At 69.2% G+C, this 25644-nt stretch carries 28 protein-coding genes and 1 pseudogene; 20 read left to right on the top strand and 9 right to left on the bottom strand.

Translation table 11 applies throughout. From position 1 onward, the window contains the following. Window position 1: 1 nt before the first annotated feature. From ACP56T_RS02275 to ACP56T_RS02255, 5 genes are all read right to left on the bottom strand, one after another. Window positions 2-721 (bottom strand): glutathione S-transferase, encoded by a 720-nt coding sequence (locus ACP56T_RS02275; RefSeq protein WP_430910473.1) that lies wholly within the window; start codon window positions 719-721, stop codon window positions 2-4. 64 nt (window positions 722-785) lie between these two features. Next, entirely contained in the window at window positions 786-1217 is a 432-nt protein-coding gene (locus tag ACP56T_RS02270) for a hypothetical protein (RefSeq protein WP_430910472.1), read from the bottom strand. Window positions 1218-1354: 137 nt separating this feature from the next. Continuing rightward, window positions 1355-1729, bottom strand: a complete 375-nt coding sequence (locus ACP56T_RS02265; protein WP_430910471.1) for a hypothetical protein — start codon at window positions 1727-1729, stop codon at window positions 1355-1357. Between the two features lie 91 nt (window positions 1730-1820). Continuing rightward, window positions 1821-3680 carry a methylmalonyl-CoA mutase family protein gene (locus tag ACP56T_RS02260; protein ID WP_430910470.1) on the bottom strand — a complete coding sequence of 620 codons (1860 nt, stop codon included), beginning with the start codon at window positions 3678-3680 and terminating at the stop codon, window positions 1821-1823. Window positions 3681-3786: 106 nt separating this feature from the next. Continuing rightward, entirely contained in the window at window positions 3787-4590 is an 804-nt protein-coding gene (locus ACP56T_RS02255) for an undecaprenyl-diphosphate phosphatase (RefSeq protein WP_430910537.1), read from the bottom strand. A 225-nt stretch (window positions 4591-4815) separates the two neighbouring features. Between ACP56T_RS02255 and ACP56T_RS02250 the strand changes: the two genes are divergently transcribed. From ACP56T_RS02250 to ACP56T_RS02240, 3 genes are read left to right on the top strand one after another with little or no spacing between them, the layout of a single operon-like run. After that, window positions 4816-5508 carry a glutathione S-transferase family protein gene (locus ACP56T_RS02250; protein WP_430910469.1) on the top strand — a complete coding sequence of 231 codons (693 nt, stop codon included), beginning with the start codon at window positions 4816-4818 and terminating at the stop codon, window positions 5506-5508. Next, window positions 5505-6671, top strand: a complete 1167-nt coding sequence (gene queG, locus ACP56T_RS02245; protein ID WP_430910536.1) for a tRNA epoxyqueuosine(34) reductase QueG — start codon at window positions 5505-5507, stop codon at window positions 6669-6671. Before ACP56T_RS02250 ends, queG begins: the two co-directional genes overlap by 4 nt. Then, window positions 6668-7534, top strand: a complete 867-nt coding sequence (locus tag ACP56T_RS02240; RefSeq protein WP_430910468.1) for an SDR family oxidoreductase — start codon at window positions 6668-6670, stop codon at window positions 7532-7534. Before queG ends, ACP56T_RS02240 begins: the two co-directional genes overlap by 4 nt. Window positions 7535-7546: 12 nt before the next feature. Here ACP56T_RS02240 and ACP56T_RS02235 read toward each other — a convergent pair whose 3' ends face one another. From ACP56T_RS02235 to ACP56T_RS02220, 4 genes are all read right to left on the bottom strand, one after another. Continuing rightward, complete coding sequence (locus ACP56T_RS02235) at window positions 7547-8617, bottom strand: RelA/SpoT domain-containing protein (RefSeq protein WP_430910467.1); 1071 nt, start codon at window positions 8615-8617, stop codon at window positions 7547-7549. Window positions 8618-8685: 68 nt separating this feature from the next. After that, window positions 8686-9825, bottom strand: a complete 1140-nt coding sequence (locus tag ACP56T_RS02230; protein WP_430910466.1) for an acyltransferase family protein — start codon at window positions 9823-9825, stop codon at window positions 8686-8688. Between the two features lie 98 nt (window positions 9826-9923). Continuing rightward, the gene (gene olsB / locus ACP56T_RS02225) at window positions 9924-10943 is read right to left on the bottom strand and encodes a l-ornithine N(alpha)-acyltransferase (protein ID WP_430910465.1); all 1020 of its coding nucleotides are present in this window, start codon (window positions 10941-10943) and stop codon (window positions 9924-9926) included. Between the two features lie 189 nt (window positions 10944-11132). Then, window positions 11133-11519 (bottom strand): DUF2780 domain-containing protein, encoded by a 387-nt coding sequence (locus ACP56T_RS02220; RefSeq protein ID WP_430910464.1) that lies wholly within the window; start codon window positions 11517-11519, stop codon window positions 11133-11135. Window positions 11520-11658: 139 nt separating this feature from the next. On the opposite strand from ACP56T_RS02220, the gene ACP56T_RS02215 reads away from it, so the two are divergent. The 17 genes and pseudogenes from ACP56T_RS02215 to ACP56T_RS02135 all read left to right on the top strand — a co-directional run bounded on the left by ACP56T_RS02215 (window position 11659) and on the right by ACP56T_RS02135 (window position 25561). After that, the gene (locus ACP56T_RS02215; protein ID WP_430910463.1) at window positions 11659-13206 is read left to right on the top strand and encodes a helicase HerA-like domain-containing protein; all 1548 of its coding nucleotides are present in this window, start codon (window positions 11659-11661) and stop codon (window positions 13204-13206) included. 14 nt (window positions 13207-13220) lie between these two features. Next, window positions 13221-13970: a Stf0 family sulfotransferase gene (locus ACP56T_RS02210; RefSeq protein WP_430910462.1), complete on the top strand. Its 750-nt coding sequence runs from the start codon at window positions 13221-13223 to the stop codon at window positions 13968-13970. A 36-nt stretch (window positions 13971-14006) separates the two neighbouring features. After that, window positions 14007-14528 carry a GDSL-type esterase/lipase family protein gene (locus ACP56T_RS02205; RefSeq protein ID WP_430910461.1) on the top strand — a complete coding sequence of 174 codons (522 nt, stop codon included), beginning with the start codon at window positions 14007-14009 and terminating at the stop codon, window positions 14526-14528. Between the two features lie 238 nt (window positions 14529-14766). Then, window positions 14767-15078: pseudogene (rplU, locus tag ACP56T_RS02200) on the top strand (50S ribosomal protein L21); the annotation flags it as partial. A gap of 140 nt (window positions 15079-15218) precedes the next feature. Further along, complete coding sequence (gene rpmA, locus ACP56T_RS02195) at window positions 15219-15485, top strand: 50S ribosomal protein L27 (protein WP_430910460.1); 267 nt, start codon at window positions 15219-15221, stop codon at window positions 15483-15485. Between the two features lie 207 nt (window positions 15486-15692). Continuing rightward, window positions 15693-16301: a GNAT family N-acetyltransferase gene (locus ACP56T_RS02190; protein WP_430910459.1), complete on the top strand. Its 609-nt coding sequence runs from the start codon at window positions 15693-15695 to the stop codon at window positions 16299-16301. Between the two features lie 73 nt (window positions 16302-16374). Next, on the top strand, window positions 16375-16878 hold the full coding sequence (locus ACP56T_RS02185; RefSeq protein WP_430910458.1) for a hypothetical protein: 504 nt from the start codon (window positions 16375-16377) through the stop codon (window positions 16876-16878). 19 nt (window positions 16879-16897) lie between these two features. Then, window positions 16898-17932, top strand: coding sequence for a GTPase ObgE (obgE, locus tag ACP56T_RS02180; RefSeq protein WP_430910457.1), 1035 nt, complete (start codon window positions 16898-16900; stop codon window positions 17930-17932). Window positions 17933-17993: 61 nt separating this feature from the next. Next, a complete protein-coding gene (locus tag ACP56T_RS02175) occupies window positions 17994-18263 on the top strand; it encodes a type II toxin-antitoxin system VapB family antitoxin (RefSeq protein WP_430910456.1) in 270 nt (89 codons plus the stop codon). Beyond that, complete coding sequence (locus tag ACP56T_RS02170) at window positions 18260-18664, top strand: type II toxin-antitoxin system VapC family toxin (RefSeq protein ID WP_430910455.1); 405 nt, start codon at window positions 18260-18262, stop codon at window positions 18662-18664. Before ACP56T_RS02175 ends, ACP56T_RS02170 begins: the two co-directional genes overlap by 4 nt. Continuing rightward, complete coding sequence (gene proB, locus ACP56T_RS02165) at window positions 18661-19782, top strand: glutamate 5-kinase (RefSeq protein ID WP_430910454.1); 1122 nt, start codon at window positions 18661-18663, stop codon at window positions 19780-19782. Before ACP56T_RS02170 ends, proB begins: the two co-directional genes overlap by 4 nt. 109 nt (window positions 19783-19891) lie before the next feature. Then, window positions 19892-21190, top strand: coding sequence for a glutamate-5-semialdehyde dehydrogenase (locus ACP56T_RS02160; protein ID WP_430910453.1), 1299 nt, complete (start codon window positions 19892-19894; stop codon window positions 21188-21190). A 27-nt stretch (window positions 21191-21217) separates the two neighbouring features. Beyond that, a complete protein-coding gene (locus tag ACP56T_RS02155) occupies window positions 21218-21817 on the top strand; it encodes a nicotinate-nucleotide adenylyltransferase (protein WP_430910452.1) in 600 nt (199 codons plus the stop codon). A 4-nt stretch (window positions 21818-21821) separates the two neighbouring features. Continuing rightward, the gene (rsfS, locus tag ACP56T_RS02150; RefSeq protein WP_430910451.1) at window positions 21822-22310 is read left to right on the top strand and encodes a ribosome silencing factor; all 489 of its coding nucleotides are present in this window, start codon (window positions 21822-21824) and stop codon (window positions 22308-22310) included. Window positions 22311-22329: 19 nt separating this feature from the next. After that, on the top strand, window positions 22330-22839 hold the full coding sequence (gene rlmH / locus ACP56T_RS02145) for a 23S rRNA (pseudouridine(1915)-N(3))-methyltransferase RlmH (RefSeq protein WP_430910450.1): 510 nt from the start codon (window positions 22330-22332) through the stop codon (window positions 22837-22839). Between the two features lie 104 nt (window positions 22840-22943). Beyond that, window positions 22944-24239, top strand: coding sequence for a murein hydrolase activator EnvC family protein (locus ACP56T_RS02140; RefSeq protein ID WP_430910449.1), 1296 nt, complete (start codon window positions 22944-22946; stop codon window positions 24237-24239). Next, window positions 24239-25561 carry a S41 family peptidase gene (locus ACP56T_RS02135; protein ID WP_430910448.1) on the top strand — a complete coding sequence of 441 codons (1323 nt, stop codon included), beginning with the start codon at window positions 24239-24241 and terminating at the stop codon, window positions 25559-25561. Before ACP56T_RS02140 ends, ACP56T_RS02135 begins: the two co-directional genes overlap by 1 nt. Window positions 25562-25644: the final 83 nt, after the last annotated feature.

The following is a 25644-nucleotide window of genomic DNA, read 5'->3' as shown; positions in this document are numbered from 1 at the left end:
GTCAGCCGTCGAGCTCCGGGTAGCGGCGGAAGATGCCCTGCTCGTTGAACGGGATGCGCCGCTCGCTGGCGAGATAGGCCGCGATGCGCGGCAGCGCGCCGACCCTGTCGCGCAAGGCCGCGATCTTCGGATTCGCGGCGAGCGCCCGCCCCGTCGCCTTCGGGAAGGCATGGGAGAGGCCCTCGACGAGCTGGAACAGCGAGAGATCGGCATAGGTCGGGCCGTTGCCGACGAGATGGCCACCGCCGTTCCCGTCGAGCACCCGCTCGAACCAGGCGAGATAGGCGGGGATGCGCTCGCCGCGGAAATGCAGCGCCCGCCGCGCGGCCTCCGGCTTCTGCTCCTCGTAGGTGAGCGCGACCGCGACCGGATGGTGGGTGTCGTGGGCCTCGGCCACCATGTCGGCGATGGTGAGCTGGATCTGATGCGTCCAGAGCCGGTCGCGCTCGCCGCCGTCGAGGCCGTGCCGGGCGCCGAGATGCAGGAGGATCGCCGCCGTCTGCCCGATCACGAGGTCCCCGTCCTTCAGGACGGGACAGGCAAAGGGCGGCCGGGGTCGCGCCGGGTCGTCGAGGAAGAGCCTCAGGGCGGGGACGCCGCCGCCCTCGGTTTCGGGCAGGCGTGCGACATCGACATATGCGGCTCCGGCCGCTTCGAGCGCGAGACGGACGAACTCGCCGCGCCCCTGGATCATCGGCCAGTAGAGAAGCTCGTAGGCCATCGCCGGCTCTCCGTCATCCGCGAGGAAAAGCCGGCCGGCCGCGCTCGTTCGCTCCGAAGAGACCTCAGTTCGCCGGCTCTTCCGTGGCCGTCTTCTCGGCCGGGGGCTCGGCGCTGGCGACGGCCTTGCGCTCCAGCAGCGGCTGCAACCGCTCGGCGAGGGCGTGGTCGAGATGCTTGGCGTAGGCCGCCTTGAAGTAGCGCTGGCCGGTACCGCGCCCGAACAGGCGGTCATGGGTCTGCACCATCGCGTCGACCTCCGGGCGGCAGAGGAAGCCGATGACCCCGGCGGCGGCGTACCACTCGCCGGCGCGGGCATGGCGCATGGCCGCCGGGTTCGCCATCACCGTGTCGGCGAAGCAATCCGTGGCGGCGGCGCGCAGCGGGGCCATCTCGCGCTCGGCGGCGGCCGGATCGGGACGCACGGAGCGGCGCGCCTCGGCGGGGAGCGTGGTCAGGACGGCGACGGCGAGAAGAGCGGCGGTCAGTGCCTTCATCGGAGGGGGCTTCCAGCGAGGTCCGGGCGACCCCTGGAATTTCCCCGACGATTGCGACCGCTTGAGGGCGAATCGCGCCGCGCCGCACCATGCTGCGGCGGAACGGTTCCCCGCCCGCCGATCACAAGGACGTGATCTCAGCTCCGGCGTTCGGCGTTCCAGTTGCCGCTGCACCCGCCGTCGGCCTTCCAGGTGCCGTTGCCGAAGCCCTCGCGCCCGAGGCGGCCGACCACGTTGGCGCTGGTCGAGCCGCGCGAGATCGTCGCTCGGACCGCGCCGTTGGCGGCGACGCGCCCGGCGATGGTGAAGTCCGAGCCCGGATAGCTCGCCTCGCCGTTGGCGATGCGCACGCCGTAGCGGTAGGCGCGGTCGCAGGTGCCGGCGGTGGTGATGACCTCGATGCTCCAGTTGCCGTCATAGGCGTTGGGCACGTTGACCTTCTTTTGCGCCGCCTCCGCCGTGCCGAGGCAGGCGAGGGAGAGGGTGGCGGCGGCGAGGATCGCGGTTTTCATCGATGGATCGCTTCCCGTGGGTTGTCCGGCAGGGGGCCGGCGAAGCTCCGGCTTGGCCGAGAACTCGCGGGACCGATGTTCGGTTGCGCACTCAGCCCTTCGTCGCGCGCAGCAGGGCGTCCTTGAGCAGCGCCAGCAGGTCGCAACCCGCATACAGGAAGGTGTCGACGCCGGCCTCCTTGAGCGCATCTGACGGCCTGCCGGCGAGGTAGACCGTCCCGGCACCGGCCGCCTTCAGCGCCCTGGCAGCATCGGCCCCATGGGTCTCGTAGACCGCGTCCGACGAGCACAGGCAGGCGAGCGGCGCGCCCGATGCCGTGAAGGCTCGCGCGACCGCCTCCGCGTCGGAAAACCCCTCGTTCGACAGCGCCTCGATGCCGCCGGCGGCGAAGGCGTTGGCGGCGAAGGTGGCGCGGGTGTTGAAGGCGGCCATCGGCCCGAGATTGGCGAGGAACACCTGCGGACGCCTGCCCGCCTTCGCCAGGAAGGCGTCGGAAGCGTCGCGCAGGGCCTCGAAAGGCACGGCCAGACGCTGCGAGGGCAGGGGATCGCAGGCCACCGCCGCTCCCGAGCCGAAACCCGAGACCGAGGTGTCGCCGATGGGCGCCACGTCGAGCACCGTCACCGGCTTCTCGGCGAGGAACGGGAACTCCGTGGCGCCCGTGAGCGCCTCCCGGCGGGTGGCGAGGTTGCGCGCGCGGGTCTCGCGGGTATCCGCGATGCGGCGCTGGAGCTTGCCGACGCTGAGGCTCGACACGATGCCGCCCTCGGCCTCGATGGCCTGGAAGGCGGCCCAGCCGGCCTCCGCGAGCTGCTCGGTCAGCGCCTCGAAACCGCCGGCCCCGGCGGCCGGGTCGCTGACGCGGGCGAGGTTCGATTCCTCGATGAGCACGATCTGGCTGTTCCTCGCCACGCGGCGGGCGAAGGCGTCCGGCAGGCCGAGCGTCTGGGTGTAGGGCAGGGCGGTGACGCCGTCGGCGCCCCCGAGCCCCGCCGAGCAGGCCGCCATGGTGGCGCGCAGGATGTTCACGAAGGGATCGCGCCTGGTCATCGGGCGCCAGGCGGTCTCGGCATGGAGGCGCAGCGGCCTCGGGTCGAGCCCGCAGGCGGCCTCCATCCGCGCCCAGAGCCGGCGCATGGCGCGGAACTTGGCGACGGTCAGGAACTCGTCGGAATCCGCCACCAGCAGGACGCCCACCGCGTCGCGGGCGCGGGCGAGGTCGTGCCCGGCGGATTCGAGGGCGCGCAGATAGGCGACGGCCGTCGCGAGCACCGCGCCGAGCTCGGCCGCCTCGCCCGCGCCGGCCTCGTGATAGGGACGCCCGTCGGCGAGCAGCGCGCGACCCGCGAATCCGGCGGCGTCGAACTCGGAGAGCAGCGCGCCGAGCTTCGGCGCGATCTCGGACCAGACCGCTCCCAGGCTGCCGGTGGCGGCGAGCGTCCCGATCGGGTCGATCCCGAGATCGAGGTCGAGATCGGCCAGCGCGTCGCCGCGCTTTTCGGCAAGCGCCTTGACGAGGGCCGCCGCCTCCAGACCCGCGCCGCCGGCATCGAGCCGGAGCGAGATCAGCGGCAGCATCACGCCGTTCAGGGCCGCGTCGAGCTCGTCCACGGTGCGGGCGGTGAGCCCGTAGCCGCGCGCGGCCGGCGCGCCGGAGAAGACCAGGGTCAGCGCGTCGGCGCCCCCTTCGAGGTCGGAGAGCGCCAGCTCGTGGGCGACCTCGAGGTCCGGGTGGTCGACGCGCTGGGAGACCTTCCAGGGGCCGGGGGCGCGGACCGGCTGGGTCGCGGGCGCGGCCGCCTCGTAGAGGGGCTCGATGCGGATGCCGTCCGCCGTCTTCGAGACCAGCCGCTTCTCGAAGTCGCCGCCCTTCAGGGCGCCGTCCACGAGGGCGAGCCAGCGCTCGCGGGTCGGCTCATCGAAAAGGTCGGCGAGCGGTCTGTCTTCCATCGGATCGGCCCCGGCTCGGGCAGGCTTCCCGGTGCCCGCCCCATCGGGGCGCAGCCCTGGCACGAGCCGCCGGGCGTGGCAATCCGCTCGTGGAAGCGGACCCTCCTCAGCCGAGGATGATGAGCCCGGCGAAGCCCAGCGAGCCGACGATGATGCGCCACCACGCGAACAGCCAGAACCCGTGCCGCGACACGTAGTCGAGCACGGTCCGCACCACGATCAGCGCCGAGACGAAGGCCACGATGAAGCCGATGACGATCAGCCCAACATCGTCGGCCTTCAGGTGCTTGTAGTTGTCGTAGAGGTCCTTGGCGAAGGCGCCGGCCATGGTCGGCATGGCGAGGTAGAACGAGAACTCCGTGGCCGAGCGCTTGTCGGCGCCCATCAGCATGGCGCCGACGATGGTGGCGCCAGAGCGCGACACGCCGGGGATCATGGCCAGGCACTGGAACAGGCCGATCTTGAGATCCATCGGCAGGGTGAAGTCGTAGACGTCGGTCTTCTTCACCTCGAGATCGGTGTCGTCGAGGACGAGGAGCACGAGCCCGCCCGCGACGAGCGTCGCGCAGACGATCCACGGGTTGAACAGGTACGCCTTGATCAGCTTCGAGAAGAGGCCGCCGACGATCGCCGCCGGCAGGAAGGCGACGAGGATGCCGATCACGAAGCGGCGCGCCTTCGGGTCGCTCGGAAGCGCCGTGGCGATGCCGAGCAGCCGCCGGAAATACACCGCCAGGATCGCCAGGATCGCGCCGAGCTGGATCAGCACCTCGAAGGTGTTGTTGGGCGACTCGAAGCCGATGAAATGCCCGACGAGGAGCTGATGGCCCGTCGAGGAGACCGGGATGAACTCCGTGGCGCCCTCGACCACGGCGAGCACGACCGCCTTGGCGACGCTCATCGCATCCATCATCGCGTCGCTTCCTCGTGTCGATGGTCGTCGGGGGGAGTGAGCCCGGAGGCAGGCTTCGCCGATCGGGGTTGACGGGCGGTTACCGCAATCCGCCCGGCGTGTTAATGAGGCGGCAACGATCGGGCAATAACGCTAAACCCACGCCCGCTCGCGAAATCCGGGGTTCTTTTCGCGCGCCGCACCGCAACGGCAAACGGCCCCGCCCGTCCGCTCACGGCCTCGATGGCGACGCTCTACCACTTTCCCTTCTGCGCCAACTCCCGCTTCGTCCGGCTCGTGCTGGCCGAGATGGGCATGGAGCCGATCCTCGTGGAGGAGCGGCCCTGGGACAGGCGCGACGAGTTCCTGCTGGTCAACCCGGCCGGCACCACTCCCGTGCTGCTGGAGCAGGGCGGCCTCGTCGTGCCCGGCGCCGGGCTCATCGCCGAGTATCTCGACGAGACGCGCGGCCTCGGCCTCTCCGGGCGCCGTCTGCTGCCGGAGGCCACGGCGGACCGCGTCGAGGTGCGCCGCCTGCTCGACTGGTTCCTGGTGAAGTTCGAATCGGAGGTGACGGGCTATCTCGTCACGGAGAAGATCTCGAAGCGCTTCATGACCAGCTCCGAGGGCGGCGGCCCGCCGGACATGAACGCCATCCGCGCCGCGCGCACCAACGTGCGCTACCATCTCAAATATATCGGCTATCTGATCGCCCGGCGCCGCTGGATCGCGGGCGACCATCTGACCTATGCCGATCTCGCCGCCGCCGCCCATCTGAGCTGCGTGGACTATCTCGGTGACGTGCCGTGGGACGAGGACGAGATCGCGAGGGACTGGTACGCGCGGATGAAATCGCGCCCGTCCTTCCGCGCGCTCCTCGCGGACCGGGTGCCGGGCATGGCCCCGGCCGACCATTACGCGGACCTGGATTTCTGACGCCCCGCAAAGTCCTCTCCGGCGCCACGCTCCGCGCGGCCCTCGACGCGCGTGCCGAAAAGCTCGGCTTCGATCTCGTGCGGGTGACGCGACCCGACGCGGTGCCGGCGCTGCCTGAGCGCCTGACATCCTGGCTCGATGCCGGCGAGCATGGCGACATGGTCTGGATGGCGGACCGCGCCGACCAGCGCGCCGATCCGGCGACGCTTTGGCCCGAGGTGCGCAGCGTCGTCACGCTCGGCATGAATTACGGGCCGGAGACGAACCCCCTCGCCACGCTGGCGCTTCGCGACCGCGCGGCCATCGCGGTCTACGCGCAAAGACGCGATTATCACGAGGTCGTGAAGGGCAAGCTCAAGGAACTCGGCGGCTACCTCTCGGCCAAGGGCGCCTGCCGGGTGAAGGTCTTCGTCGATACCGCGCCGGTGATGGAGAAGCCGCTGGCGGAGGCTGCCGGCATCGGCTGGCAGGGCAAGCACACGGTGCTGGTCTCGCGCGAGCACGGCAACTGGCTCTTCCTCGGCGCGATCTACACCTCGGCCGAGTTGGTGCCCGACGCGCCGGCCGTCGACCGTTGCGGCACCTGCCGGCGCTGCCTCGACATCTGCCCGACCGACGCCTTCCCGGCGCCCTACCGGCTCGATGCGCGCCGCTGCATCTCCTATCTCACCATCGAGCACGAAGGGCCGATCCCGCTGGAATTCCGGGAGGCGATCGGCAACCGGGTCTTCGGCTGCGACGACTGCCTCGCCGTCTGCCCCTGGAACCGTTTCGCGGCGGCCGCGAGCGAGACGCGGCTGATGGCGCAGGCCGAATTCGCAGCGCCGCGCCTGCAAGACCTCGCGCGGCTCGACGATGCGGGCTTCCGATCCTTCTTCGCCGGCACGCCTGTGAAGCGCACCGGCCGCGACCGCTTCCTGCGCAACGTCCTCGTCGCCATCGGCAATTCGGGCAGCCGCGAACTCGGCGAGGAGGCCGAGCGCGCCCTGTCCGATGCGTCGCCGCTGGTGCGCGGCATGGCGGTATGGGCTACGTCGCGTCTGCGGACGGATGCCGAGATCGCCGCGCTGTACGGGCGCCACGGCGCCACCGAGACCGACGCCCATGTCGCCGCCGAATGGCGCGCCGCGCTCTTCCCGGCAACGGAGACAGACCCTGCATGAACCTGTTCGTCTTCGGCTTAGGCTTCACTGGCCGCCGCTTCGCCGAGCGTGAGCGGAGCCGGTTCGCCACCGTCCGCGCCACCGTCACCGAGCCGGCACGGGCGGAATCCCTGGCTTCCGAGACCGGCTTCGCGATGCGCGCCTTCGGGCCGGAGACGGACGATCCCCGCATCGCCGCCGACCTCGCCGACACCGACATGCTGCTGGTCTCGGCCCCTCCCGGCCGCGACGGCGATACGGTGCTCGCCCGCCATGGCGATGCGATCCGGGAGAGCCGCATCCGCTGGATCGGCTACCTTTCGACCATCGGCGTCTATGGCGACCACCAGGGCGCCTGGATCGACGAGGAGACGCCGCCGACCCCCAAGAGCGCCCGCTCCCAGGAGCGCGTCGCCGCCGAGCAGGCATGGCTGTCCCTCGGCGCGGAGACGGGCAAGGCCGTGCAGGTCTTTCGACTGTCCGGCATCTACGGCCCCGGCCGCAACCCCATCGTGAAGGTGCGCGACGGCAAGGCCCAGCGCATCGTGAAGGCGGGCCAAGTCTTCAACCGCATCCATGTGGATGACATCGCCGCGACGCTCGCCGCCTCGCTGGACCGCCCGCGTGCCGGCGCGGTCTACAACGTCACCGACGACGAGCCCGCCCCGCCCCAGGTGGTGACGGAGCATGCCGCCCGGATCGCCGGTCTGCCGGTGCCGCCGGAGATCGATTTCGAGACGGCGGACCTGAGCCCGATGGCGCGCAGCTTCTACGGCGAGAACAAGCGCGTGCGGAACCGGCTGATCCGCGAGGAGCTCGGCGTGGCGCTCGCCTACCCGACCTATCGCGAGGGGCTGGCGGCGCTCGCGGATGGTGCTGATTAATAAAACAGAAAGTTACATTGCTTTGCCAAGTTTTTGACGTTTGGCTGGTCGCATAACCTTTTTATGCGACAATTTTTCACACCCAGCGTCAATAAGATGGATAAAATCTTGCGCATCAGAAAAGTAATTTTTGAACGCAATCCGAATTTCTTCAGTTGTATCAGCTCTCACTAGCACAATGTCTTGTCCAGGATTTTCGCGCTCCAGATCGAAAAGTGCTCGCAATGCATCCGTAGCATCTCGAAAATGTTTTACATTCAAAGCTCTGCCTTCAGAAAAGATCAAAATCATATTTTTGTATTCAGAGACTTCCTTTTCTTGAGAATTTAGTCCTCGCAAAAGGTTCATAAAACCCAACTCTTTGTCTAACGCCAAGAAATTTTTAATTAATTCGTCATCTTTAACTTCCGCCATAGATGAAGTTCTATCTTCAAAAGAACGTGCAATTATTTCGCTAGATATTTCAAGTATTTTTTGATAACGCTTGTCGCCAGAATTAAACTTTGGCTGATTTTCTGTGATAAATCCTATTACTTCAACGCATGTTGCCCAAGCGTGCTGATACCGTGTTCTGTACTGAATTTCAATATAAAGTCCTTTAAAATTCTCACCATATTGAGAATTTACGTCATATTCGTATACATCGTGAACTCCGCGATATCCAGTATCAACTTTGGGGATTTTTATGTAATCATATTTATCAATTTCATTGCGCAGCTTGTGACGAAATTTTGCCTTATGAAATTTTTCTCTAAATTCATATAATTTTTTAATATCTTCAAAAATTAACCGGCAACCCGCCACATCATCCATGCGATGAAGCTGCATTGTCTTGTGGCGATGTAATTTTCCAAATATGGTATTTCGTCTTTTGTGTCGTTGTGCGACAACAATCCCAGTTCCGCGTGTTCTAGTGCGTAAAATTGCCTGAAATGTATTTAGCACAGCTCGGTGCGCGGCCCGCCATTCTTCGATTACGTTATAATCTTCTATTGTGGCTTTGTTTTCCCTGACCGCATTCCCTGCTCGTCGAACTCGCTCTTTAGATCCTCCCGGATACTTTTTTTCATTTTGAGATGCCATTTCGAATTTCCATTAACATAGACTAAAATCTAAAAATCAGATTAATCGCAATTTAAATCAAGCGAATCTTATACAGAAGAAGCTGATCGAAACCTTGTTTCTTGCCTGGCGAGGCCCGTGGCGCCGAGCAGCCGAAACAGCAGCTTTCGGAAGAAACGCGGCCGCTCCACCAGAAGCGCGGCGGCCCAGGACGCGGCCTCCGCCGCGAGAAGCGCCGCGACCAGCGTCGCCGTGGTGCCGGCGAGCCCCGGCGCGACCCCGAGATGCGCGCGCAGGGAGAAGACCAGCGTCATCACCGGAACGTGGATCACGTAGAGCGTGTAGGAGAAGGCCGCCGCGCCGCTCAGGCGCATGAAGAACCGGCTCGCCGGGCCCTCGCTCGTTGCGAGGCGCAGCAGGCACAGCGCCACGGGTACGCCGAGCGCCGCCTGATAGGCGAGGAAGACCTTTCCTTCGCTCATGGCGTCGATGAAGCCGGGATCCCCGACGAAGGCCAGCGGCGCGGCGAGCAGGAGCAGCGTCACCGGCGGCAGGACGGGCGAGGCCGCGACGGCGCGCAGGCGCAGGTTCGCGGTGCCGTAGAGCGCCGCCGCCGCGCCGGCCGAGAACAGCGCCAGGGATTGCAGGTAGAAGAACCGGTCGGCCGTCACGCCGACGAGCGCCAGCACGGCCAGCGCGCCGAGCCCGCGCCTCACGCCCCGGCCTACGATCGCCCATGCCGCGAAGGCGGCGACGGCATAGAGATAGACCTCCTGGCGCAGGGACCACAGCGCCCGGTCGATGACGAAGGTGGCGTCCCCCGGCGCGAAGGTCAGCGTCAGCCCGCGCAGGAAGGCGACGAGGTCGAGCCGGTACGCATCACCCGTCTTGGTCAGCAGCGGCAGGCCGTTGTGGCCGAGCCAGCCGACCGCGAAGGTCACGAGGATGGCGAGCGCCAGGGGCGGCCAGATCCGGGCGATGCGATGCACCGCATAGGGCACCGCGAAGCGGTGGCCCTCGCTCGCCACGAGGCGCGACAGGCTGGTGGCGATGACGAATCCCGAGAGCGAGAAGAACACCATCACCGAGAGGCGGCCGAACCACTCCGCCGCCGCCGCGCCGGGGCTGTGCTCGAGGAAATACGCCATGCCGAGGCCGTGGCTCACGAGCACGGTCTGCGCCGCGAGAGCGCGCACCCCGTCGAGAGCCTCGTACCGATAGCCGCGCATGGCGCCCGTTCCCCGCACCCACGGCGTCCGGGATCAGGATCGGGCGCCGCGCGGCGCCGCTCTGCCCGGCGATTGGGGCGGCAGCGCGACGGAGGACGTCAGGCGGCCCGCTTGTTCGCGGCCGGGCCGAAATGGCCGAGATAGCGCGCGGCAATGGCCGTCACCGGCAGCACCACGAAGACGTCCGTGGTGCCGAACTGACGGTCGATCACGGCGCCGTCGCCGAAGGTGGCGCCGACGCGCAGATAGCCCTTGATGAGCGGCGGCAGGGCCTGGAGCGCCGCCTTCGGGTCGACGGCCTCGGGCGCGAGGCGGTCCATCGAGACGTAGCGCTCGGGCAGGGCGCGGGCGCGCCAGCCGTCGGGGGCGCGGGCGTGGTGGTGGAGGAAGCTCAGGGGCAGGGCCAGCCGGTCGGGGTCCGTGCCTTCGAGGCTGGCGCAGCCGAGCAGCGCGTCGATCCGGTGGTGCAGCACATAGGCGTAGATGCCGTGCCAGAGCAGCTCCACCGTCCGCTTGGTGCGGTAGGGCTTGAGCACGCAGGAGCGGCCGAGCTCGAGAAAGCGCTTGCCGGGATTGGCCGCCAGCACCGGGGCGATGTCGTACTCGCCGGCGGTGTAGAAGCCGGAATGCCGGTCGGCCGCGTCCTGGCGCAGGAGCCGGTAGGTGCCGACCACCTTCGGGCGCGCCTTGCGGAACGGCTTCGCCTCGGTCGCGGCATGGTCGATGACGAGGAGATGGTCGCAGACCGCGTCGTACTCGTCGACGTCGCGGCGCGAGAGCACCGCCATCCCGGTCGGGATCGCCGACATCTCCTCGTAGAACACGCGGAAGCGCAGGCGCTGGGCGCGGCGCACCTCGGACTTCTTGGTGGCGAGCCGCACCTCGAGATTGCCGATGCGGCCGAGGCTCGGGTCGAGGCCGGGCGTCGCCAGGGGCATCCGGAAGCGCTCGCCGAAGCGGATCGGGGTCGCGCCCGGCGGCACCAGCGTGCGGCCGCCGAAGCCCGGCAGGCCCACCTCGGCCGACTTGCGCTTCAGCTTGGCGATGGGGGCGTTGACGCCCTTCTCCCAGCCGCTGAGCCATGCCGCTGAAGCGCCGCGCGCGAAATTGGCGACCATTGGTGCCTGTCCCTGGCGGCGGGCCGGCGCATCCCTCGGATAGCCGGCTCCCGCTCGCGATCCTGGGACAACATCACGAAGCGGGCACGCTTTTATGACACTTCGCGCATCGCCCGGCCGGATTCTTCGGCCGGGAAAGGAAATCGTCGGTCGCCGGCCCGGATGTGCCGAGCCGGCTAACCGAGGCGCTCAGACGAACTGGTTCAGGCCGGGGATGGCGCCGATGATCGGGCCCATCACGTCCTCGCCGGCCTTCTCGCGGCCGACCGCGAAGAGCTCCTGGCCGAGCGCCTGCATCTGGCCCATGGGGACGCCGGCCGACATCAGCTTCTGGCCGAGCGCCATGACGCCGCCGCCCATCATGCCGCCGAGCATGCCCATGAGGCCGCCGCCGCCCTCGGCCGCGTTTGATTCGGCGACGAGCGTGTCGGCGCCCGGCAGGGCCGCCAGGAGCTGGCTCACCTCGGTGGCCGGGCCTTCCTTCTGGAGGAAGGCGAGGATGTGCCCGACGGCGGTCTGCGCGGTCGCCGCGTCGAGTCCGGTGCGGTTGGTGACGCGGGCAATCAGTTCTTCCATCGGTCGCGGGCTCCTCGCGGGGGTCTGATGGCCGTGCATCGGGCCTCGCGGCAGGGAAATCAAGCGCGCCGCGTCCGGCTGGCTAACAGGGCCTGCCGCCTGCATAAGCGTTCGGGACGCGAAGCGGGGATGCAGGCAAATGGCGGGCGACGGCACGATCCTGGTCGGCAAGAGCATGGGCACGGGCGCGCCGAAGGGCGGCAAGCCGGAACTGCTCAACCTCAAGCTCGCCAACCGCCACGGCCTCGTCGCCGGGGCCACCGGCACCGGCAAGACGGTGACGTTGCAGGTGATGGCGGAAGGCTTCTCCAACGCGGGCGTCCCGGTCTTCGCCGCCGACATCAAGGGCGACCTCTCGGGCCTCGCCGCCAACGGCGAGGGCAAGCCGGTCTTCGTCAAGCGTGCCGAGGAACTGGGGCTCACCTACGAGCCGGACCGCTTCCCGACGATCTTCTGGGACCTGTTCGGCGAGCAGGGCCATCCCATCCGCTGCACCGTCACGGAGATGGGGCCGCTGCTGCTGGCGCGCCTCCTCGAACTCAACGACACCCAGGAGGGCGTGCTCAACATCGCCTTCCGCGTCGCCGACGAGAACCAGTGGCCGGTCATCGACCTGAAGGACCTGCGCGCGCTGCTGGCCTTCTGCTCGGAGAACCTCAAGGAGATCTCGGGAAAGTACGGCAACGTCTCGGGCGCCTCGGTGGGCGCGATCCAGCGCCAGCTCCTGATGCTGGAGAACCAGGGCGCCGACAAGTTCTTCGGCGAGCCGGCGCTCGACCTCAACGACTTCATGCGCACCGACCGCGAGGGGCGCGGTATCGTCAACATCCTCGCCGCCGACAAGCTGATGCAGAAGCCGAGGCTCTACGCCTCGTTCCTGCTCTGGATGCTCTCCGAGCTGTTCGAGCACCTTCCCGAGGTCGGCGATCTCGACAAGCCGAAGCTGGTGTTCTTCTTCGACGAGGCGCACCTGCTGTTCAACGATGCGCCGAAGGCGCTGCTCGACGCCGTGGAGCAGGTGGTGCGCCTGATCCGCTCGAAGGGCGTCGGCGTCTATTTCGTCACCCAGAACCCCCTCGACGTGCCCGAGACCGTGCTCGGCCAGCTCGGCAACCGGGCGCAGCACGCGCTGCGCGCCTTCACCCCGCGCGACCAGCGCGCCGTGAAGGCCGCCGCCGAGACCTTCCGGCAGAACCCCGGCTTCGACGTCGCATCAGCGATCACCGAGCTCGGCGTCGGCGAGGCGCTGGTGAGCTTCCTGGAGGAGAAGGGCACGCCCTCGGTGGTCGAACGCGCGCTGATCGCCCCGCCCGCCGGCCGCGTCGGGCCGCTCAAGCCGGAGGAGCGCGCGGCGCTGATCGCCCAGAGCCCGATTCGCGGCAAGTACGACACGGCGGTCGACAACGAGAGCGCCTACGAGATGCTCGCCAAGCGCAAGAACCTCGATTCGGCGCCGGCGGAAGCCGCGCAGCAGAGCGAGGGCGGACTCGGCGGCTTGCTGGGCAGCCTCGGCGGCCTGTTCGGCGGCTCGTCGCCCGCTCCGCAGGGCAAGGGCGGTCGCCGCCCGCCGAAGAGCCTCACCGAGCAGGTCGTCACCCAGGCCGCCCGCTCGATGGCGCGCTCCGTGGGCACCCAGGTCGGCCATGCGATCCTGCGGAACGTGCTCGGCGGTCTGATGAAGCGCTGAGGGCGGGAGCCGGCATGACCTTCCTCTCCCGGCTGCTGCGCCGGCCGACGCCTGCCGTGCAGCCGAGCAAACCGGACTTGCGCGGCTATGCCGTGTGCACGCTGCCGCGCTCGGGCAGCAACTTCTTCTGCGATGTCCTCGGCAGCACGGGCGTGCTCGGGCATCCGCGCGAGTATTTCAACGGCGTGGCGCGCCGGGGCTACGACGACCCGACCTACCCGGACGATCCTCACGAGCAGATCGCCCGTATCCTCACCATGGGGGCGACGCCGAACGGCATCTACGCGCTCAAGATCTTCCCCGGCCTGCACGACGTGGTGGCGCCGCATCTGCGCTGGACGGAGGTGCTGCCGAACCTGAAATTCGTGCGCTTCCGCCGCCGGGACATCCTCGGACAGGCGATCTCCTGGGTGCGCGCCGCCCAGACCCAGCGCTTCCGCATCACCGATCCCGGCCACGGCGAGCCGGTCTACGACGCCGAGGCCATCGGCCTTCGCGTCCGCCAGATCTGCCAGCGCGGCGCGCGCTGGGACATGTTCTTCGCCCGGACCGGACTGCCCGCCATCGAGATCGTCTACGAGACCTTCCTCGATGACCCGGATGCGGGGGTGAACGGCGTGGCGCGCTGGCTCGACCTGCCGGGCGACCTGCATGTCGACATCGCGCAGTCGCGGTTCCGCATGCAGCGGGACGACGTCAACGCCGCCTGGCGCGCGCGATTCGTGGCCGAGCAGGGCGATCCGAACTTCGTGGACCCGGTCTGAGCCATGGGTGGGGGGCGGTCGTCGATGAGAGGCGAATTGAAGCATCCTTCCAGGCTGGCATGCGCGCTCATGGTCTCGGCGGCATGCCTGCTCGCCGGCGGCGTCTCGGCGAGGGCCGCCGAGACGCGCGTCGTGGCGCTCGGGGCCAGCAGCACGGCAGGCAAGGGAGTCGCCCCGGAGGCGACCTATCCCGCGCAGTTGCAACAGATGCTCGCGGCGCGCGGCTACGCGATTCGGATCGTCAATGCCGGCATCAACGGCGATACCAGCGCCGGAATGCTCGCACGCCTGGACGCCGACGTGCCCGACGGCACCGATCTCGTCATCCTCCAAACGGGAACGAACGACGCGCGTGAAGACGGCCACGACGAGAACATCGCGGCGATCGTCGATCGCCTGCGGGCGCGGTCGATCGAGGTCGTCCCGTTCAAGACGAGCCTGATGCGCGATCTGAGGGCCGGATATTCGCAGGCCGACGGGCACCATCTGACGGCCGAGGGATATCGGATCCTGGCCGCCCGCCTTCTTCCGCTGGTCGAGCGCGCCATTCATCGGTGAAACCCCGGCAGAGGTGAAATCCGGCAGCCCTCGGCCTTCCGCCGAGACACCGCCGAGAGCCCTTCGCCATTGACAAGCCGGGGCCCCCGACCTTATCCACCGGCCACGGCGCGCGGCTTCCCGGTGAAGTCCGCGCGTTCTGCGTTCGCGCCGCCAAGCGGCCGGATGACATGAAACAAGAAGCCGGCCCACGGATGAAACCCATCCCGGAGGCCGTTCGAGAACACGAGAGAGAACGATGTTCGCAGTCATCAAGACGGGCGGCAAGCAGTACCGCGTCGCCGCCAACGACACCATCACCATCGCCACCCTCGAGGGTGAAGAGGGCTCCGCCGTCACCTTCGGCGACGTGCTCCTGTTCGCCGACGGCGAGGGCGAGACCCAGATCGGCGCGCCGCTGCTCACAGGCATCACCGTCGCGGGCGAGATCGTCGAGCACGGTCGCGACAAGAAGGTCATCGCCTTCAAGAAGCGCCGCCGGCAGAACTCGCGCCGCAAGCGCGGCCATCGCCAGCATCACACCGTGGTGCGCATCACCGAGATCAGCGCGGGCGGCAAGTCGTCCAAGGCTCCCGAGCGCAAGGCCAAGTCGTCGGCATCGGCCCCGAAGGCGGATGCCCTCCCGGCCACCGCCTCGGCCGAAGCCTGATCGCCAGCCCCCGACGCATTTGAGAGATTTGGAGTAGCCCGATGGCCCACAAGAAAGCAGGCGGCTCGTCCCGCAACGGTCGCGACTCGGAAGGCCGGCGCCTCGGCGTCAAGAAGTTTGGCTCGGAAGCCGTCATTCCCGGCAACATCATCGTGCGCCAGCGCGGCACGAAATGGCATCCCGGCACCAATGTCGGCATGGGCAAGGACCACACCCTGTTCGCGCTCGTCGAGGGCAAGGTGCAGTTCGCCACCCATCGCGGCCGCGCCTTCGTGACGGTCGTACCGCTGCAAGAAGCGGCCGAGTAACGGCGGACAAGTTCTCCGACGAAGGAGCTTCCCGCCGGTGTCCCACACCGAACCGGCGTCTGAAGCTCTCTCGTTTGCTCCCTCCGGGGGCGCGAAGGATCGCTCGGAACGCGGGGGAGGACGGGGCACCGTCCTCCCCCCTCTTCGTCTCAATCCCCGATGCGCCCGGCGGCACGCCGCCGGGGGCCGAAGCGGAGCGACAGGACGATGTTCCCCGACCTGACCCGAGACGACGTCTTCCGCATCGAGACGCGGCGGCTGTGGCTGCGCTGGCCCTGCGCCAAGGACGCCGACGCCATCGTTCAGCTCGCGGGCGACGAGGCGGTGGCCGGGATGACGGCGGCGATTCCGCATCCGCTTGATCGCGGCACCGTCGACGGCTTCATCCTCGGCGCCCGGCGGGACGCCATCGAGGGTCGCTCGCTGACCATGGCGGTCGCCGCGCGCAGCCGTCCGCAGACGCTGATCGGCATCGTCGGCATCGCTCCCGACGCTGACGCGGCCGGCCCGCATCTCGGCTACTGGCTCGGCACGCCCCATTGGGGCAGGGGCTTGGCGACGGAAGCGGTCGGGGCGATGGTGGAGGCGTATTTCGCCTACACGCCGGGCACCGTGCTCACCTCCGCCGCGCGGATCGAGAACGCGGCCTCGCGGCGTGTGCTGGCCAAGCTGGGCTTCGCCTCGGAAGGGACGGCGCTGAGACCGTTCCCGGCGCGCGGGGGCGATCTGCCCACCGAGCGCTTCCGCCTCGACCGCCGCGTCTGGGAGCGCCGGGGAGCCCACGCCGCGGCTGGGCTCGTCGCGGTCCATGTCTGATTCATCGGCCGGCGGGGGATGCCCCGGCGGCCCCCTGTCCGGTCGCTGACGGACGAGAGGACGGCGCGGGCGCATGGCGGGTCGGGACCGAAGCAGGGGGCTCGTGTTGCCGGCCGTCGTCGTCGCGGCTCTCGTTCTCGGTGGCGGCGTGCTCGCAAGCATGTTCCGGCAGGGCGCGCGCGAGACCGCGGGCTCCGCCGTTCCTGTCGGGCCGGGGGCGCCGGCCGCGCCCAGGCAGCCGACGCTGTATTGCGAGTTCTACAACTTCGTCGGCCGCAAGCCGAAGGTGGGGTTCTATTTCACCATCGCGCACGAGGGGGTGTCGCCGGCCTACGAGCAGGTCTTCCAGAGGGAGGGCGACGGCGCGCAGACGGATTTCGGAACGGATGGCGCGTCCCGTCCCGAATGGGCCTTCGACGGATCGGACAGCCCGGCGACCTTGCGCTCGCCGGACCAGGCGATCCAGATCAACCTCTACGGGTACAAACCCGTGGCGGGCACCACATGGTTCGAGGCGGGGCTGCGTAGCGTGCAGTACCTGAACCTCGACGGGAAATGCCGGCGCAGCGCCGCCTGACAATCGAGCGAGACATCCAGTGAAGTTCCTCGACGAAGCCAAGGTCTATGTCCGCTCGGGTGACGGCGGCCCCGGCTGCGTCGCGTTCCGGCGCGAGAAATTCATCGAGTTCGGCGGCCCCAACGGGGGCGACGGCGGGCGCGGCGGCGATGTCTGGGTGGAGTGCGTCGAGGGGCTGAACACCCTCATCGACTACCGCTACCAGCAGCATTTCAAGGCCAAGAAGGGCGAGCACGGCATGGGCTCGAACTGCCACGGCGCCAATGGGGCGGACGTGGTGCTCAAGGTGCCGGCCGGAACCGAGATCCTCGCCGAGGACGGCGAGCGGATCATCGCCGACATGACCGAGGTCGGCCAGCGCGTGCGCCTCGCCAGGGGCGGCAACGGCGGCTTCGGCAACGCCTATTTCACCACCTCCACGAACCGGGCGCCCAAGCACGCCAATCCCGGCCTCGAAGGCCAGGAGATGTGGATCTGGCTGCGCCTCAAGCTTATCGCCGATGCCGGGCTCGTCGGCCTGCCGAACGCCGGCAAGTCCACCTTCCTTGCCACCGTGACGGCGGCGAGGCCGAAGATTGCCGACTATCCTTTCACCACGCTGCATCCCGGCCTCGGCGTCGTGCGCTCGGATGCCCGCGAGTTCGTGCTCGCCGACATCCCCGGCCTGATCGAGGGCGCGCACGAGGGCGTCGGGCTCGGCGACAAGTTCCTGGCGCATGTGGAGCGCTGCCGGGTGCTGCTGCATCTCGTGGACGGCACCAGCGAGCATGCCGGCAAGTCCTACAAGCTCGTGCGCGGCGAGATCGAGGCCTACGGCCACGGCCTGTCCGAGAAGCCCGAGATCGTCGCCCTGTCGAAGGTCGACGCGCTCGATCCCGACACGCTGAAGAACCAGGTCGCCCGCCTCAAGCGCGCCGCCAAGCGCACGCCGCTGGTGCTCTCCTCCGCCTCGGGGCGCGGGGTGCCGGAGGCGCTGCGGGCCATCCTCGCAGAGATCGAGGGAGCGAAGGCCGCCGAGGCCGAGGCGCAGCCGGCGGCCCCCTGGCAGCCGTGATGACGGGCCGGCCGGCGCGGGCTAGCATTCAGCCGCCCCTACCGACAGGGACGGACGAGCGATGACGAAGCAACTGAATGTCCGGAACGACGAGGCCTATGCGCTCGCCCACGAGATCGCCGGACGGCTCGGCGAGCCGGTGAGCGAGACGGTGCTCCGCGCGTTGCGCGAACTCGGCCAGCGCATGCCCTCGGACAAGGGCCTCAACCCGACGCAGAAGGCCGATCTCGACGCCATCCGCGCATTGGTTCGGGAAGCCCAGAAGCATCGGGTTCCAGGCGTCGGCAGCGACCACGGCCACCTCTACGACGAGGATGGCCTGCCCGTATGATCGCTCTCGATACCTCGGCGATCATCGCGATCGCCGCCAAGGAAGCGGAAGGCGAAGTGTTCGATACGATCATCGTCGAACGGGGCGCGATCGTCGGTACGCCGACCCTGCTCGAGGCGCGCATGGTTCTCGGCTCGCTGATCCCGAGCTTCGCCGACGACTTCCTCGCCGGCTTGCTCGCGCGCGAAAGCGTCCGGTCCGCCGCCTTCACCCATGAGATGTACGCCGTCGCGGCGGAGGCCTTCGCCCGGTTCGGCAGGGGCCGGGGTCATCCGGCGAGGCTCAATTTCGGCGACTGCCTGTCCTACGCGGTCGCGAAGACCCGTTCCCTGCCCCTCTTGTTCAAGGGCGACGACTTCGTTCACACGGATGTCGTCCCCGCCTACACCGCCAGCTCATGACCCCCTCCCTTCAGGATTTCCGCCGCGTCGTCATCAAGGTCGGCTCGGCGCTGCTCGTCGACCGGGCGCGCGGGCGGCTGCGGCATGCGTGGCTCGCGGCGCTGGCCGAGGACATCGCCGACCTGCATGCGCGCGGCGTCGACGTGCTGGTGGTGTCCTCGGGCAGCATCGCGCTGGGGCGCACCGTGCTTGGCTTCCCGCCCGGTGCCCTGCGGCTGGAGGAGAGCCAGGCGGCGGCCTCCGTCGGGCAGATCGCGCTCGCCCGGCACTGGGCCGAGGCGCTCGGCCATCACGGCATCGTCGCCGGCCAGATCCTGGTGACGCCGCGCGATACCGAGGAGCGCCGCCGCTACCTCAACGCGCGGGCCACCGTGCTGAAGCTGCTCGACGTCCGCGCCGTGCCGGTGGTCAACGAGAACGATACGGTGGCCACCAGCGAGATCCGCTACGGCGACAACGACCGCCTCGCCGCCCGCGTCGCCACCATGATCGGCGCCGAGGTGCTGGTGCTGTTCTCCGACATCGACGGGCTCTACACGGCCCCCCCGCATCAGGACCCGAGCGCCGAGCACCTGCCCGTGGTCGAGCGGGTGACGCCGGAGATCGAGGCGATGGCGGGCGGTCCGGCCTCCGAATTGTCGCGCGGGGGCATGCGCACCAAGATCGAGGCGGCCAAGATCGCGGCCGGCGGCGGCACCCACATGATCATCGCCGACGGGCGCGAGAAGAACCCGCTCCGCGCCATCGTGGAGGGCGGGCGCTGCACCTGGTTCCTCTCCGGCTCGACCCCCGTCGCCGCCAGAAAAACCTGGATCGCCGGCTCGCTGGAGCCGCGCGGCAGCCTCGTCATCGACGACGGCGCCGTGCGCGCGCTCCAGGGCGGCGCCAGCCTGCTGCCGGTGGGCGTGCGCGGCATCGAGGGCAGCTTCGGGCGGGGCGACGCGGTGCTGATCCGCTCCCTCGAGGGGCGCCCCCTCGGGCGCGGGCTCGTGGCCTACGACAGCGCGGAGGCGGCGCTCATCATCGGGCGGCCGAGCAGCCATATCGCCGATCTGCTGACCCATCCCGGCCGATCCGAGATGGTGCATCGCGACGACCTTGCGTTGTTCGCCGAATAGTGCGCCGGCGCACCTCCCGCGCTTGTATCGGGGCGCGAAGGGAGGCACATACGATCGCAGGAAGACACAGGCGGCCCGCCGGAGACAGGGCCTTCGGGGAAACGCGACCGTGCCCGTCCTCAATCTCAAGTCCGGCTTCGCCGAGGCGGACGACCTCGCCGAGCAGATGCGCGGGATCGGCCGGCGCGCCCGCGCCGCCGCCCGCAAGATGGCGCTCGCCTCCGCCCAGACCAAGGACGTGGCGCTGCGCGCCATCGCCGACCGCATCCGGGCCAACGCCGCGCATATCCTGCGCGAGAACGCCCGCGACGTCGCCGCCGCCAGGAGCGCCGGCCAGACGCAGGCGCTGATCGACCGCCTCACCCTCGACGACAAGCGCCTCGCGGGCATCGCGGACGCGGTGGAGAAGATCGGCGCGCTGTCCGATCCCGTGGGCCGTCAGATCGCGGCCTTCGAGCGGCCGAACGGCCTCCTCATCGAGCGCATCGCCGTGCCGCTCGGCGTCATCGGCGTCATCTTCGAGAGCCGCCCCAATGTCACCGCCGATGCCGGGGCGCTCTGTCTGAAGGCCGGCAACGCCGCGATCCTGCGGGCCGGCTCCGACAGCTTCCGCAGCGCGCAGGCCATCGCCGAGGCCATGAGCGAGGGGCTCTCCGCGAGCGGGCTCCCCGCCGACGCGATCCAGATCGTCCCGACCCGCGACCGCGCGGCCGTGGGCCTCATGCTGGCGGGGCTCGATGGCGGCATCGACGTGATCGTGCCGCGCGGCGGCCGCAGCCTCGTCGAGCGGGTGCAGGCGGAGGCGAAGGTGCCCGTCTTCGCCCATCTCGACGGCATCTGCCACGTCTACGTCGCCAAGGGCGCCGATCTCGACATGGCGCGTACCCTCCTCCTCAACAGCAAGCTGCGCCGCACCGGCATCTGCGGCGCGGCCGAGACGCTGCTGGTGGACCGCGCCTGCGCGTCGACGCATCTGGCCCCCCTCGTCACCGCGCTGCTCGATGCCGGCTGCGCCGTGCGCGGCGACGCCGACGTGCTGGCCGTCGATCCCCGCGTCACCCCCGCCAGCGAGCAGGACTGGCGCACCGAGTATCTCGACGCGATCATCTCGGCCCGCGTGGTCGACGGGCTCGACGCGGCCATCGAGCATATCGAGACCAACGGCTCGCATCACACCGACGCCATCGTCACCGGCGATGCGGAGGAGGCGGCGCGCTTCCTGGCGGAGGTCGATTCGGCCATCGTGACCCACAACGCCTCGACCCAGTTCGCCGATGGCGGCGAGTTCGGCTTCGGCGCCGAGATCGGCATCGCCACCGGCCGGATGCACGCGCGCGGTCCCGTGGGCGTGGAGCAGCTCACCACCTTCAAGTACCGGGTCCACGGCAGCGGACAGACCCGTCCGTGACCCTCTCCGCCGGCTGAGGGACGGCCTTTGCCCGCGCGGCTTCCGCCGACCGCTCCCGGCATGCGGATCGGCCTCTACGGCGGCTCGTTCAACCCGGCGCACGAAGGCCACCGCCATGTGAGCGTCACCGCGCTGCGGCGACTGCGGCTCGACCGGGTCTGGTGGCTGGTGACGCCCGGCAATCCGCTGAAGTCGCGCAGCGAGCTCGCCCCGGTCGAGGAGCGCGCGGGCTGGGCGAGGGGCGTGGCGGCCCATCCGCGCATCGCCGTGACCACCTTCGAGACCGATATCGGCGCCCGCTACACCCGGCAGACCCTGCGCTACCTCAGGCAGCGCAGGCCGGGGGTGAGGTTCGTCTGGATCATGGGGGCCGACAGCCTCGCGACATTTCATCGCTGGCAGGGCTTCCGCGAGATCGCGCGGAGCATGCCCGTCGCCGTCATCGACAGGCCGGGATTCACCCTGACCGCGCCTGCGGGCCGCGCGGCGCGGGCGCTGGCGGACTGGCGCATCGACGAGAGCGACGCGCCGATCCTGGCCGATCTCGCCCCTCCGGCCTGGGTTTTCCTGCACGGGCCGCGCTCTCCGCTGTCCTCCACGGCGCTACGCAGGGCGCGGGCGTATTGAAAACATGCGCCGAAGAGGCCAATCTGCGCTAGAACGCGAGCGCGCCTCGCAAGATGAGTCCGAGCGGACCATCGTAACCACCAGGAATTCGACGCTGTCCGACACCGCCAAACCGGGAACCGAGAGTTCCGACGCCGCCGCCCTCGCCAAGGTCGGAGACCTGCGGAGCCTCGCGCTCGGGTGCCTCGACGAGATGAAGGCCGAGGAGACGATCGCTATCGATCTTGCCGGCAAGACCTCGCTCGCCGATACGATGATCATCGCCTCCGGCCGCTCGCAGCGCCATGTCGGCGCCATCGCCGACAAGATCATCCAGGACATGAAGACCAACGGCTTCGGCACCGCCCGCGTCGAGGGCATGCCCGCCTGCGACTGGGTGCTGATCGATGCGGGCGACATCATCGTCCACATCTTCCGACCGGAGGTGCGCGGCTTCTACAACCTCGAGAAGATGTGGGGCGCCGACCGCCCGGTCGGGCTGCTCGCCGGCTGACGCGACGCTTCCCCGCGCCTTGCGCATCGTGCTCGCCGCCATCGGGCGCCTGAAGAAGGGGCCCGAGCGCGACCTCGCGGAGCGATACCGCGAGCGCGCCGGCCAGATCGGGCGCGGCCTCGGCGTGACCGCCTGCGACGTTGCCGAGATCATCGAGAGCCGGGCGCGCCGCGCTCCCGACCGCTGCGCCGAGGAGGCCACCGCGCTGCTCGCCGTCCTGCCCGAGGGCGCCGCGCTGATCGCCTATGACGAGCGCGGGCGGGCGAACCTGTCGAGCGACGAGATCGCGGCGCGCGTCGCCGGCTGGCGGGACGCGGGCAAGCCCGCCCTCGCGATCGTGATCGGCGGCGCGGACGGTCTCGATTCACGAATCCGCGAGCGGGCCGACCTCACGCTCTCCTTCGGCGCCGCCACCTTGCCGCACGCGATCGTGCGCATTCTCGCCTTGGAGCAGGTCTACCGCTCCCTCACGATCCTCGCCGGGCACCCTTATCACCGGGGCGATCCGGCCGGCCTTTCGGGATCCTGATGCCGCTCCCGCCCCCCGGCGTTTTTTTTGGATTGTTCGGACGCTCCTGCGCGAGACAGGCATGGAGCGTCCTCGCCCTTTGCGCCACCATCCTCGGATGCGCGATGCCGGCATCCGCGCAGGATGCGGCGAAGACGCCCGCCACGGAGCAGCCTTCCGCCGATCAGGACCGCATCCGCCGGGCGGTGGAGGAGCGCAACCGCCGCGCCGAGAACCTGAAGCGCATCGAGGAGGCGCTGGCCGCCAGCGGGGGCGCCCGCTCCCAGTTCGAGTCGGAGCTCGCCTCCATCGGCAAGGATCGGGCGAAGCTCGATGCCGCGCTGCTCGATGCCGGCCGGCAGTCGCAGGCCACCGAGACCCGCATGAGCCGGCTCGAGGAGCGCCTGAAGACTCTCGACGACAGCGAGGCGGCGATCCGCAAGTCCCTCAATGCCCGCCGGGGCGTCATCGCCGAGATCCTCGCCGCACTTCAGCGCATGGGCCGCCGCCCGCCGCCCGCCGTGCTGGTCCAGCCCGAGGACATGCTCGCCGTGATCCGCACCTCGATGCTGCTCGGGGCCGTGGTGCCGGAGCTGCGCGGCGAGGCCGAGACGCTCGCGAGCGACCTCCAGGAACTCGTGCGCCTGCGCGGGCAGATCGCCTCCGACCGGCAGGGGCTCCAGACGGACCTCGCCGGCTGGGCCAGGGAGCAGCAGCGGCTGAACGGCCTCGTCGCGGCGCGGCGCGCGCGTCTCGCCGAGGTCGAGAGCGGGCTCGGCGCCGAGCGCGCCCGTGCCGCCGACCTCGCCTCGCAGGCCAAGACCCTCAAGGACCTCGTCGACCGCATGGAGGGCGAGGTCGCCAGCGCCCGCCGGGCCGAGCAGGACGCCCGCAACGCCGAGCTGAAGGAGCTGCGCGAGACGCAGCAGCGCTTCGCCGCCGCAGGCGTGCGCGATCCGGCCAAGCTCGCCCCGAAGGTGCGGTTCGCGGAGGCGCGCGGCGACCTGCCGCGCCCCGTCGCCGGGCGCCTGATGCGCGGCTACAACCAGCCCGACGGCAACGGCGGCACCAGCCGCGGCCTCTCCTTCGCCACCCGTCCGAAGGCGGTGGTGTCGTCCCCGGCGGACGGCTGGGTGTCCTTCGCCGGGCCGTTCCGGTCCTACGGGCGTCTCTTGATCATCAATGCGGGCGACGGCTACTATCTGTTGTTGGCCGGGATGGATCAGATCAACGTCGAGGTCGGCCAGTTCGTGCTCGCGGGCGAGCCGGTCGGCAACATGGGCGACGGGGGAGGGCCCGGCGCCGCCGCCGATGCGGACCGTGCCGACCCCGTGCTGTATGTCGAGTTCAAGAAGGACGGCGGCTCCATCGATCCGGAGCCATGGTGGGCGAAGGCCCCGAGCGAGAAGGTTCGCGGATAATGCGCAAGACGTCCCTCATCCTGCTCGGCGCGTTCCTCGGCGCCGGCACCTCGATCGTGGCGACCCAGACCCAATTTCTGTCCGGCCCGAGCGCCGTCGCGGCTTCCCCCGAGACCTACCGCCAGCTCAGCCTGTTCGGCGACGTCTTCGAGAAGGTCCGCACCGACTATGTCGAGAAGCCCGACGAATCGAAGCTGATCGAGGCGGCCGTGAACGGCATGCTGACCTCCCTCGATCCGCATTCGAGCTACATGGACGCGAAGGCGTTCCGCGACATGCAGACGACCACGCGCGGTGAGTTCGGCGGTCTCGGCATCGAGGTCACGATGGAGGACGGCCTCATCAAGGTGGTGACGCCCATCGACGACACCCCTGCCTCGAAGGCGGGCCTGCTCGCCAACGACATCATCACCCAGATCGACGACGACCAGGTGCAGGGCCTGACCCTCAACCAGGCCGTCGACAAGATGCGCGGACCCGTGAACTCGCCGGTGAAGCTGAAGATCAGCCGCAAGGAGGCGAAGGACCCGATCGAGGTCACGCTCAACCGCGACGTCATCAAGATCAAGCCGGTCCGCTCCCGCACCGAGAGCGGCGACATCGGCTATGTCCGGCTGACCCAGTTCAACGAGCAGACCTTCGACGGCCTGCGCACCGCCGTCGACAAGCTCTCGAACGAGATCGGCAACGACAAGATCAAGGGCTACGTGGTCGACCTGCGCAACAACCCCGGCGGCCTGCTCGACCAGGCTGTGCTGGTCTCGGACGCATTCCTCGACCGGGGCGAGATCGTCTCGACGCGGGGCCGCAACCCGGACGAGACCCAGCGCTTCTCGGCGAAATCCGGCGACATCACCAAGGGCAAGCCCGTGGTGGTGCTCGTCAACGGCGGTTCGGCCTCGGCCTCCGAGATCGTCGCCGGCGCCCTTCAGGATCACAAGCGCGCGACCGTGCTCGGCACGCGCTCCTTCGGCAAGGGCTCCGTGCAGTCGATCATCCCGCTCGGCGGCTCGGGCGCCCTGCGGCTGACGACGGCGCGCTACTACACGCCGTCGGGCCGCTCGATCCAGGCCAAGGGCATCGAGCCGGACATCGAGGTGGTGCAGGACGTGCCCGACGAGCTGAAGGGCAAGGACGAGACCAAGGGCGAGGCCGGCCTGAAGGGCCACCTCAAGCAGAAGGACGTCGAGGAGCGCGGCGGTTCCTCCGCCTATGTCCCGCCGGACCCGGCCAAGGACAAGCAGCTCATCGCCGCCGTCGACTTCCTGCACGGCATCCAGAAGGGCGCCGCCAACCAGCAGAAGCCGAGCGTCCCGAACTAGCCCTTTCGGACCGTTCGCGCGCTCGAAGCGAAGCCCCCGCCGGTCCCCGACCGGCGGGGGCTTCCCGTTTCGGGACATCCCGC

It is taken from the genome of Methylobacterium endophyticum (genome assembly GCF_050591105.1).
In the GTDB taxonomy this organism is placed as follows: Bacteria; Pseudomonadota; Alphaproteobacteria; order Rhizobiales; family Beijerinckiaceae; genus Methylobacterium.
Note: the sequence above shows the minus strand (reverse complement) of the source record. Positions and strands in the feature narration are given on the sequence as shown.

Bases quoted from the DNA above. Each gene is read 5' to 3' on its own strand.
- ACP56T_RS02275 (WP_430910473.1), bottom strand. From the start codon at position 721: ATGGCCTACGAGCTTCTCTACTGGCCGATGATCCAGGGGCGCGGCGAG.
- ACP56T_RS02270 (WP_430910472.1), bottom strand. From the start codon at position 1,217: ATGAAGGCACTGACCGCCGCTCTTCTCGCCGTCGCCGTCCTGACCACG.
- ACP56T_RS02265 (WP_430910471.1), bottom strand. From the start codon at position 1,729: ATGAAAACCGCGATCCTCGCCGCCGCCACCCTCTCCCTCGCCTGCCTC.
- ACP56T_RS02260 (WP_430910470.1), bottom strand. From the start codon at position 3,680: ATGGAAGACAGACCGCTCGCCGACCTTTTCGATGAGCCGACCCGCGAG.
- ACP56T_RS02255 (WP_430910537.1), bottom strand. From the start codon at position 4,590: ATGGATGCGATGAGCGTCGCCAAGGCGGTCGTGCTCGCCGTGGTCGAG.
- ACP56T_RS02250 (WP_430910469.1), top strand. From the start codon at position 4,816: ATGGCGACGCTCTACCACTTTCCCTTCTGCGCCAACTCCCGCTTCGTC.
- ACP56T_RS02240 (WP_430910468.1), top strand. From the start codon at position 6,668: ATGAACCTGTTCGTCTTCGGCTTAGGCTTCACTGGCCGCCGCTTCGCC.
- ACP56T_RS02235 (WP_430910467.1), bottom strand. From the start codon at position 8,617: ATGGCATCTCAAAATGAAAAAAAGTATCCGGGAGGATCTAAAGAGCGA.
- ACP56T_RS02230 (WP_430910466.1), bottom strand. From the start codon at position 9,825: ATGCGCGGCTATCGGTACGAGGCTCTCGACGGGGTGCGCGCTCTCGCG.
- olsB (WP_430910465.1), bottom strand. From the start codon at position 10,943: ATGGTCGCCAATTTCGCGCGCGGCGCTTCAGCGGCATGGCTCAGCGGC.
- ACP56T_RS02220 (WP_430910464.1), bottom strand. From the start codon at position 11,519: ATGGAAGAACTGATTGCCCGCGTCACCAACCGCACCGGACTCGACGCG.
- ACP56T_RS02215 (WP_430910463.1), top strand. From the start codon at position 11,659: ATGGCGGGCGACGGCACGATCCTGGTCGGCAAGAGCATGGGCACGGGC.
- ACP56T_RS02210 (WP_430910462.1), top strand. From the start codon at position 13,221: ATGACCTTCCTCTCCCGGCTGCTGCGCCGGCCGACGCCTGCCGTGCAG.
- rpmA (WP_430910460.1), top strand. From the start codon at position 15,219: ATGGCCCACAAGAAAGCAGGCGGCTCGTCCCGCAACGGTCGCGACTCG.
- ACP56T_RS02190 (WP_430910459.1), top strand. From the start codon at position 15,693: ATGTTCCCCGACCTGACCCGAGACGACGTCTTCCGCATCGAGACGCGG.
- ACP56T_RS02185 (WP_430910458.1), top strand. From the start codon at position 16,375: ATGGCGGGTCGGGACCGAAGCAGGGGGCTCGTGTTGCCGGCCGTCGTC.
- ACP56T_RS02175 (WP_430910456.1), top strand. From the start codon at position 17,994: ATGACGAAGCAACTGAATGTCCGGAACGACGAGGCCTATGCGCTCGCC.
- ACP56T_RS02170 (WP_430910455.1), top strand. From the start codon at position 18,260: ATGATCGCTCTCGATACCTCGGCGATCATCGCGATCGCCGCCAAGGAA.
- proB (WP_430910454.1), top strand. From the start codon at position 18,661: ATGACCCCCTCCCTTCAGGATTTCCGCCGCGTCGTCATCAAGGTCGGC.
- rsfS (WP_430910451.1), top strand. From the start codon at position 21,822: ATGCGCCGAAGAGGCCAATCTGCGCTAGAACGCGAGCGCGCCTCGCAA.
- ACP56T_RS02140 (WP_430910449.1), top strand. From the start codon at position 22,944: ATGCCGGCATCCGCGCAGGATGCGGCGAAGACGCCCGCCACGGAGCAG.
- ACP56T_RS02135 (WP_430910448.1), top strand. From the start codon at position 24,239: ATGCGCAAGACGTCCCTCATCCTGCTCGGCGCGTTCCTCGGCGCCGGC.